General features: G+C 62.4%; 9 protein-coding genes and 1 pseudogene. All 10 read right to left on the bottom strand.

What is annotated here, in order from left to right:
• Window positions 1-138: 138 nt before the first annotated feature.
• The 10 genes and pseudogenes from JT360_RS30510 to JT360_RS30465 all read right to left on the bottom strand — a co-directional run bounded on the left by JT360_RS30510 (window position 139) and on the right by JT360_RS30465 (window position 8,869).
• Entirely contained in the window at window positions 139-357 is a 219-nt protein-coding gene (locus tag JT360_RS30510) for a hypothetical protein (RefSeq protein ID WP_214476737.1), read from the bottom strand.
• Window positions 358-582: 225 nt separating this feature from the next.
• Window positions 583-1,038 (bottom strand): annotated as a pseudogene (locus JT360_RS33855) (class I SAM-dependent methyltransferase); the annotation flags it as partial.
• A gap of 319 nt (window positions 1,039-1,357) precedes the next feature.
• Entirely contained in the window at window positions 1,358-2,338 is a 981-nt protein-coding gene (locus JT360_RS30500; protein ID WP_214476740.1) for a GNAT family N-acetyltransferase, read from the bottom strand.
• Window positions 2,339-2,346: 8 nt separating this feature from the next.
• Window positions 2,347-3,411 carry a glycosyltransferase family 4 protein gene (locus tag JT360_RS30495; protein ID WP_214476734.1) on the bottom strand — a complete coding sequence of 355 codons (1,065 nt, stop codon included), beginning with the start codon at window positions 3,409-3,411 and terminating at the stop codon, window positions 2,347-2,349.
• Between the two features lie 159 nt (window positions 3,412-3,570).
• Entirely contained in the window at window positions 3,571-4,503 is a 933-nt protein-coding gene (locus tag JT360_RS30490) for a glycoside hydrolase 5 family protein (RefSeq protein ID WP_214476732.1), read from the bottom strand.
• Window positions 4,496-5,257, bottom strand: coding sequence for a TIGR04290 family methyltransferase (locus JT360_RS30485; RefSeq protein WP_214476729.1), 762 nt, complete (start codon window positions 5,255-5,257; stop codon window positions 4,496-4,498). Before JT360_RS30485 ends, JT360_RS30490 begins: the two co-directional genes overlap by 8 nt.
• 3 nt (window positions 5,258-5,260) lie before the next feature.
• Window positions 5,261-6,058 (bottom strand): sugar phosphate nucleotidyltransferase, encoded by a 798-nt coding sequence (locus tag JT360_RS30480; RefSeq protein WP_214476727.1) that lies wholly within the window; start codon window positions 6,056-6,058, stop codon window positions 5,261-5,263.
• Window positions 6,058-7,158: a CgeB family protein gene (locus JT360_RS30475; RefSeq protein ID WP_214476725.1), complete on the bottom strand. Its 1,101-nt coding sequence runs from the start codon at window positions 7,156-7,158 to the stop codon at window positions 6,058-6,060. Before JT360_RS30475 ends, JT360_RS30480 begins: the two co-directional genes overlap by 1 nt.
• Window positions 7,159-7,172: 14 nt before the next feature.
• Window positions 7,173-7,769, bottom strand: coding sequence for a histidine phosphatase family protein (locus tag JT360_RS30470; RefSeq protein ID WP_214476722.1), 597 nt, complete (start codon window positions 7,767-7,769; stop codon window positions 7,173-7,175).
• On the bottom strand, window positions 7,766-8,869 hold the full coding sequence (locus tag JT360_RS30465) for an inositol-3-phosphate synthase (protein WP_214476719.1): 1,104 nt from the start codon (window positions 8,867-8,869) through the stop codon (window positions 7,766-7,768). The genes JT360_RS30470 and JT360_RS30465 overlap by 4 nt, the downstream gene beginning before the upstream one ends.
• Window positions 8,870-9,006: the final 137 nt, after the last annotated feature.

Below are 9,006 nucleotides of genomic sequence, written 5' to 3'. Positions count from 1 at the left end.
GGTCCCTTGATCCTAGTGTGGTGATAATTGCTCGGCATTACAAGGCGATATCCACCGCCGACACGAGTCGCCGGCTACCCTTGCACAGGTTTTTTCCTTAACCTTCCATGCAGGCCAAGGGATGCGGTGTGGCGGTGTTCAGTCCTTCGGCAGTTGGTTTGCGGCATGGTCCTGATATTGATCGGACTTGATTCGATTGCCATCCAGCCCGCGCTCCTCGCTATGCTGCTTCTTGTCCCGATTGGACAGAACCGCGTTTTCCTCGATCTTGTCCTTAGCCAGGTTGGTCATTGCGCCGGCGCCGGTACCCTTGCCCTGGCTGCCACGGCCGAAATGTTTTTTGCCGCCGGATGCCATGATATCCTCCTTCGAATTGGTGACGCTCTTCAGCGTCTCCGCTTCGACGCCCGAACTGGGATCGCGCGGTAATGTTCCGTCGCACCTGGCAAGCAGGAAGGCGTCGCCATCCCATGACCGAAACGGCTTCTCGCCATCGATGACCACCCGCAATTGGTGAGCTTCGGCCAAACGCTTGATATCGCCGCGGTCCAGAAAAAGCGATCCGCGATAGGAATAGTTCAACAAGGCGAGCCAGCCCGGCCGTTTCAGAACACGCGCAATCTCATCGAAATGCCGCTCAGCCATGCCGGCCAGAACCAGATAGGGAAAGCTGTCGACCGCCAGCACGCAATCGAAACTGCCATCGTCGAATGCGGTCAAATCGAGACCGGAGGTTTGCCGCAACTCGACATTGCGCAGCCCGGCGCATTGCTCAGAGGCGATGGAGATCATGCGCGAAGATATGTCGATGCCGATCATCCGGTTGAACGATTTGGAAAGCGCGCGCTCGAAACGCCCGGTGCCGCAACCGATGTCCAGAATGTCTCGATCAATTCCGGTGAATGCCTGCGCTTCAAGCCACGCAACGATTTCGTCGGTCGTGGCTGACAGCCTTTGCTTATCGCCGAGGGATGCCAGTTGGACACTTGCCACCTCCGAAATCGCTGATGCGGCATCGAAGCTCGAGGCCAGCCGCATGACGACAGCGGCATCCGTCTCGTCCTCGTCGCGTTCATGCCGAACGGCGGCGCCCGTCGCTCGCAACGTCGCAAAAACGTCAGGTTTGCGGCGAAGCAGTCCGGCTACCTCTTGCAGTTTTTCCGCGTCTCCGGAATCCGACGGAACGATATCAAGCACGATCTCAGCCACTTCCGCTGCACCGATCCCCGCCTGCAGATGAAGTGCCAGTCTGGCGATGACCGCTTCGGCACTGACACCGGCCGCCATGCAGTCTTCGACAGCCGATCTAATCTCTGTCCTGCGCTTGGCGGATTTTGGCGCGGCTGCACTCATGGCATCAACTCCGCGTCCAAACCCTGCGCATCGTCCACCTGTCGACGGCGCCCCAGCCATATTTGTAGGCCTCCTGGCCGCGCAGGAAATCGAACTCGCGCGCACCTTCGTGGATCGCCTCCGCGATCGCGTGGCCGATCAGGATCGCGCCTGGACTCTCCTCGGCATAAGCGGGGTCGAAGCCGCCGAGATAGGCATAGGCACGGCCGCGATGGTGAAATCCGTAATAGGCGCCGACGGTCCAGCCATCGATTGCAAGCAGCCAGCATCGGACCAGACCGCGAGCGTCGAGCAAGGGAAGTGAGCGCCTGTGGAATTGCTCGACGGCGGCGTCAGCCAACACACCACCTCCGCGTCCGGCCCAGCGCGCATCGTGGAGGCGGATCAACTGATCGAGGAAGGTTTGCGGATCGCCCCGAGCAGGCGACAACGCGATCCGGCCGCATCTGAATGCGGCCTGGCGCGCCCGGCGCAACTGGCGTCTGCGTCGGGAAGGGACGCAGCCCGCAAGCGTTTCGTCGCCGGCGATGGCGAGCACGGGGCAAGCGGCATGGGTGGCTGGCCGTTCCGCGTTCAGTTTGGGGTGCGTGACCGCCAGACCGACACTCCCTTCCGGCAAATCCGGTAAGATCCATTGCGACCACCCGATTGAGAGAATCTTTTCGGCAATGGCAGTGACGACCGGAGCTTCGCTGCCGGGGACACACAGGATGTCCAGGTAGTCGCTGAGCGAAATGCCGATCGGAAGCAGTTTCGAGCCAGCCGTCCCGTGCTCAAGATAGAGCGGCGCCAGTCCTACCAGATCGCCTCCGCGCCAGACTGCGACCGTCGCCAGGTCTCCGGGGGCGAATGTGTGCCACCATGGTGCCAGCCAGGCGGGAGATTGAAACGGCGTCGCTGATGAACTCTGCTCCCACAGGTTCCACCAGTGCGGCGCCAACGCATCGAATTGGGCCGGGTCATCGATGATCTCGCTGCGCAGCACAGCTTCGCTCACGGTATCGCAGCGAGGTGCCCGTGATCGGCGCCAAGCCGTGCCAGCGCCTGATAGGCATCCATGTAGGACAAGATCATCCGCTCCAGCGAAAACCGCCGCCGCGCCTCGGTCCGGCATGCCTCGGTGTCCAGACTGGGTGCCGCAAGGATGGCTTGGGCCATCTCGTCCACCGTGTTGACGAGAAAGCCGGTCCTGCCGTGCTCGACCACATCCGGAAGCGCACCGTTCGGAAAGGCGACCACCGGCGTGCCGCAGGCGAGGGCCTCCATGGCGACCAGCGAACTGGTCTCTGCGGCGAGACTCGGAATGACCAGACAGCGCGCTGCGTTTAGAAAGCGGCGTTTGGCGGTGAAGCCGAGCGGACCAAGGAAGCGGCGGCGGCCGTCGAGACGAGATTGGACCTCGTCGCGAAAGTACCGCGTGTGCGTTTCGTAGGGATAGACCTTGCCGCCGACAACCAGTGGCACGCCTGCCCGTTTGGCCGCGTCCAGCGCTAGGTGAATGCCCTTTTCCGGGCAGATTCGGCTGAGAACCAGTGCAAAGTCGCGCTTCGGCTGCAGCAGGTTCAGCGCTTCTATGTCGACGCCATTTGGTACCGGTGTCATCAGCCTGGCGCCTGGTGGCGCGGTCTTCTGCTGCGCGGTCGAGACAGCATGGAGCCACAGGTCGTCGCGTGTCGGGCGCAGTGCCTCGGCCGGATACCAGTCCAGCGGCAGGTGAAGGGTCACCAAGGTCGGGCCATCGTTGGGCAGATAAGCGTCGAAATCGATACCGTGCAGATGAACCACATCGATCGGCCATCTGGCGCGGGCGGCGGCGATCGCGGCGCGATGGGCCTGCTGTGCGCGCCTCTTCGCCCCCTCGTCGAGCACGCCGTTCTCCGCCGGTATTTCCACGAGGGTGCCGCTCGCGCTGGAGCCCCGGCAGCCGACGACGATAGACCGATGCCCCGCGCGAACCAGTGCCTGATCGAGCATCGACAGAACCTGTTCGGCACCCCCGACCGCGTCCGGTCCGACGGGCGCCAGGGGATAGGCGACGTTGAGGACAGTGAGCGTCATGGCTGGTCGAGCCACGGCGCCGGAGGGGCGAGGGCGGTTGTGCCCGGCCAGGGAGCGGCCTCGAAGCCCACGGCCGCTGAATGACGACAAAGGGCGCAGCCATGAGCCATGAATTCGGTCAGCGTGTCAGATGATTGCAGACCGCATCGCATGAGTGCCTCACGCAGCCGTGGCCCGCTGCGTCGGGAGCGAGGCGGACGTCATGCCGAGGGCGTAGCGGCGGACCATGGTTGCACAGAATTCGGCGAATTCCTCGGGCACCAGCGGCGGGCTAGTGTGATGGGGCATCATTCCGCGATGCTCAGGCGTGAAGCAGAAGGTGACCGTCACGTCAAAATCGGCGAGCGCTTCCATCTGCCGGTCGAACCAGTCCAGCGCATTCGGCCTGAAACTGTCGGCCCAGGAAAGCCCGGTGCGCATATTGGTGACGCCGAGCCGCTTCATCCAGGCGACCGCATCGTCCAGCCGCGGGTCTTCGAAATGAAACCACTGCACCAGCCCCATTGTCGGTGTATGGCGCAGGAATTCCTCCAGCGCCGGCTTTGGCGTGCCGTCCTGGCGCAGCAGCCCCATGTGGAAATGGCGATAATAGGAGGACCCCTCCGCTTCGCGATGCCGCGTCGTTGCTTCCCATTCGCGCGGAAGGTCATAGAGGCTATACCACTGGATGCGAGGCGCGTTGCCGAGCAGCAATTCGGCTGTGCGCCTGAGCCCCCAAACCTGGATTTCCTCGGCCCCGAAGGTCGATACGCCGACTTCGCTGACCCAGATGGGAAGATCGGTAACGGTCTCGATCTCGCCGATCTTCTGCGGCCATTCCTGGATTTGCCACAGGTTCCAGTCGAGAGGAAAGCCGTGTACTGCGACGGCGTCGACATGGTTCAGCACGCCCAATTCCTTCATCCGCGTGATAAAGCCGGGATCGATCGGCGAGATGCCGCCAAGCACTTTTGTCAGAGCCGGGTTCTCGGTCGCGATCGCGTCCGCCGACAGGATTGCCATCCTGGCAAAGCGGCTCCAATCGGGGTCGAGCTCGGGGTCCCAATGCGATTTGTTGTTGGGCTCGTTCCAGATCATCGCGGCTTCAATCATGGAGCTTTCCTTTCGACGGGTAGATCGCGCCGCCGCCGCCCGGGTCGCCGGCGGCGCGACAGAAATAGACCTCGTGCTCGGGATGCAGAACGATCTCGAAACCGGCACTGCGCAGCATAGCTTCGGTGCAGGCCCGGTTGGGAATCCACCAGTTGGTCGGGTCGTCGGCATAGCGGTGTTCGATGAAATGCAGCTTGGGAAATTCAGGCCGGTCGAACAGGTCGTGCGTCCAGAAATGATAGTTCTCTTCCAGCTCGGGCAGATCCGTGCTGCCGCGTTGCATGGATTGGAAGATCATCAGGTCACCAGCGACGTGCTCACGGATGAGATCGAGCGCGAGCAAGGGGTGACGCAAATGGTAAAGCACCCCCATGAACAGCACGACATCGAATGTCTCGCGCAGGGCGCCGACGTCGTAGACCGAAAGTTTCTGGAATTCGATATCGCAATCCGCGATCTCGGCGGCAAAGCGAGCCTGCGCCAGATAGGCCTCGTCGAAATCGATGCCGAGGACACGGGCAGCACCTCGCCGTTTCATCTCAATGGAATAGAAACCAGCATTGCAGCCAATATCGAGCACCGTCTTGCCGGCCAGATCGGCGGGAATGGCATCGGCGAATTTGCGCCATTTGATGAGAGGGTAATTGCCGAGAAAGTGGTCGGGAGCGGTTTCGACACCGGCCAGTTCCATGTTGTGGAACCATGGCCCGAGCGCATCGATGCGGCGGCGGATTTCAGCGTCGGAGTGCAGCATGGTTCAGGCTCCTTCGCCCGGAACGACGGGCACATGCGCGCCGGGCATGATCATGGCGGGCTGGTGATGAGCGGATGGGGCGCCGTTTTCAAGCAGCCGCAGAGCTGTGCGATAGCCGTTGAAAGTGCCGACATCGACATAGGCTGAGCCAGCCTTGACACCAGAGGCTTCACCCCCAGCCGCAAGGTAGGCGTTGATCAACGTGCCGATATATTCGTCACTGCAATCGCGCTCGCGCCAGAGTGCCGCAAGCTGATGCAGGATCTGGCCCGGCATCTTGAACGCACCCCAAACCCAATTCGTGGCGGCATCCTGTCGCTTGACCTGGATTTCGATCACGCCCTCGTGGTCATCGACAACGACGGCGTCGAAGAATTCCGGGTGATCCACCGGGAAGAGCAGAAATGAAAGCTGATCGTCAGGCAAATGACAGAAGCCGTCCTCGGGGAACCAGATCGTATCGGGAAGCCCGACCAGGACGACCTCGTCGGGCGCGACGAGGGGCGCTGCCCGGAAAATCGCATCGCAGAGACCAACGGGATTGGGCTGCACCACAAAGAGAGCCGCCGCGTCGCCGTAGCCGGCGGCATAGTATTCGAGGATGTCGGATTTACCCGATCCGATGATGAAGCAAATCTTGTCGACGCCGGCCTGAACCATGCGCCGTACCAGATACTCGCTCACGGCGCAGGGACGCTCGGTCTGTCCATCGATCCGGCTGCCGACCGGCAGCAGCTCTTTGGAGAAGCCGAGCGGTTGAATACGGCTGCCGCGTCCGGCAGCGGGCACAATGCCCAACATCAGACTGCTTCCTTCATCGGTTCGCCGGGAGATGTCTGAAAGGCATCGTTTAGGATGCGATCCAGTTCCGCCGCGCGCCGTGCGGAAGTGTGTTCGCCCAAGACCCGCTCGCGGCCACGCCTTCGAATGCCGTCGAGTTCACCCTCCGGCAGTCGCAGTGCCGCGACGACATCATCTGTGTCGTGCGCCAACAGGACTTCGCGGCCGGGTTCGAAGAATTCCGCGAGGCCTGGCCATGCGTCGGTGACGATGGCGGCCCCACACGCGGCCGCTTCAAAGAGCCGTCCCGACGGGCACCAGCCCTTTTGCGCCATCGCTTCCCGGGTGACGTTCAGTGTCAGGCGTGACGATGAGAAGAAAGCCGGATGGTCGGCGGGCGGAAGATGCCTGACAAAGAAGATGTTGTCGCTCCATGGGAATTCCTGCGGATATTGTGCGCCGCCAATGATGAAGCGGTGGTCAGGCAGGCGCGCGGCCGGGCGGACCAGCAGCTTTTCGACGCCGGCCTGGCGGTCCGCCGCGTAGGTCCCGAGATAGGACAGATCACCGGCGAATTCGGCCCGCTTCTCTGCTGGCCGGTGTTGGTCGGGATCGACATGCCCATAGAGCGGCACCACGCGGCGCGCGCCTAAAACCGACTTCAGCGCGTCGATCGCCGAGCCGCCGGTGTAGCTCAGGACGAGGTCGAAATCGGCAAGACCCTCCGGTCCGAAATAGGGCGGACGCTCGCCTTTCTCGATGCGGGCAAGCGTGACCGGAGTGTCGAGATCGTAGAAGACACGCAGTCCCCGACCTGCCTGCTGCGCGACCCGCGAGGCCTCCACGGCGTCGGGGCAGTAAGAGGTGACGATGACGGCATCCGCTTGCTTCATTGCCCGCTCCGCAACGCGACGGATGTCCTCCCAGTCCGGATAGATGACGACATTGCCTCCATCGAGCTGATCGAGATCCCGCGTCCCGGCATAATAGGGGGTGTCGCGTTCGAAGAAGGTGACGGACCATCCCAGCCGGGCGAGGGCGCGGATCAGCCCGCGCCAAAGCGTGGCATGACCATTCCCCCATGAAGATGTGACGGTGAGACCGAAAATAACCATCCGCATCCGGAAACTCCTCGTCAGGCAGCTTCGTTCATTCGCAGGAGCTTGGAGCCCCAGTCCCCCGACACCATCGTCGTGATCGAGGCGGGATCGATGTCGAAGCGGAAGCAGTCGCCGACCGGCAAGCCAAGCACCTTGCAGACTGCGGCCTTGATCACATCAGCGTGGCTGACCAGGGCGACGCATTGGTTCTGATGCCGCTCGCGGATTCCGTTCATGAGCGAGACGATGCGCTGCTGGACATCCAGCATGGTCTCGCCGCTCGGTGTCCTCGCCTCCTGCCGCTGGTCGTTCCACGCCCGCCAGCTGGCATCGCCGTTCAACTCGTCGAACGTCTTTCCCGACCAGTCGCCGAAATCGATCTCGTCGAGTTCGGCGCAGATCGCGATTTCACCGACACCGCAGGCGAGAGCGATTGGCAGGGCCGTCTCCTGCGTGCGCTCGCGCGGGCTGCACAGAATGGCCGCGATCGTCTCTCGGGCCATGCGGCAGCCAAGCTGCTCGGCCTGAGCCTTGCCGGCTTCGCCAAGGCAAACGCCGGCCATGCGCCCCGCAAGATAGGAGCCGACATTGTCGTGCGCTGCATGGCGGATCAAAAAAAATGTCGTCGTCATTCCGCGGCATCCAGCAAAGGCTCGTCCTTGCCGGCAATGAAAGCGAGCGTACGCTGCCGCGCTTCGGCATCGGTGAACTGTTCGGGAGGAGACTTCATGAAATAGCTGCAAGGACCGGTCAGCGCTCCGGCAATGCCGCGGTCGAGCGCGAGCTTGGCGCAGCGCACCGCATCGATCACCACGCCGGCCGAGTTGGGTGAATCCCACACCTCCAGCTTGAGCTCGGCATTCAGCGGCACGCCGCCGAAGGTCGTGCCTTCGACACGGATGTAGGCCCACTTTCGGTCGGTGAGCCAAGGCACATGGTCGCTCGGCCCGACATGGATGTTGCCAGGCTCCAAGGGAACATCGAGCTGGCTGGTCACCGATTGCGTCTTCGAGATCTTCTTCGATTCCAGCCGTTCGCGTTCCAGCATGTTGAGGAAATCGGTGTTGCCGCCGAAATTCAGCTGATAGGTGCGATCGATGCGCACGCCGCGCTCGCGAAAGAGATTGGCCAGCAACCGGTGCACGATGGTCGCGCCGACCTGGCTCTTGATGTCGTCGCCGACCAGCGGCAGCCCGCGTTGCTCGAAGCGTCGGCGCCATTCCGGGCGCGAGGCGATGAAGACCGGTATGCAGTTGACGAAGGCGCAACCGGCTTCGAGCGCGCATTCAGCATAGAAGCGCGTCGCTTCCTCCGAACCCACCGGCAGGTAGGAGACCAGCACGTCGGCGCCGCTGTCGCGCAGGATCTCGCTGACATTGGCAACCGGCTGCGGCGCTTCTTCGATTTCGTCACGCAAATATTTGCCGATCCCGTCAAGCGTCGGTCCGCGTTCGACACGCGTGCCGGTTGTCGCCGCGTCGGCAAAGCGGAACGTGTTGTTCGGGGCCGCGTAGATGGCTTCCGCGACATCGCGGCCGACCTTGCTTTTGGCGACATCAAACGCACAGACAATTTCGATGTCGTCGACGTGATAGCCGCCGAGATCGGCATGCATCAGCCCCGGGATCGGTTCGTTGCTTTTTGCGTTACGATAATAGGAGAGGCCCTGCACCAGGGAGGATGCGCAATTGCCGACTCCAACGATACCAACACGAACCTTTTTCGATCCCACGAACCTGCCGCCCTATGTTGTTAAAGGTAAGTTCTTGACGCCGAACCGCCAGTCTGCCGGAATGTTCCTTGGCCAGTCGAAAAATTGCGCGAGACAGCATGGATCGAAGCTGCACCCCGCCGCGTTGCCGCACGGCA

The organism is Mesorhizobium sp. dw_380 (assembly GCF_018588885.1).
Taxonomy (GTDB): Bacteria; Pseudomonadota; Alphaproteobacteria; order Rhizobiales; family Rhizobiaceae; genus Mesorhizobium.
This window is presented reverse-complemented; position numbering and strand designations above follow the sequence as displayed.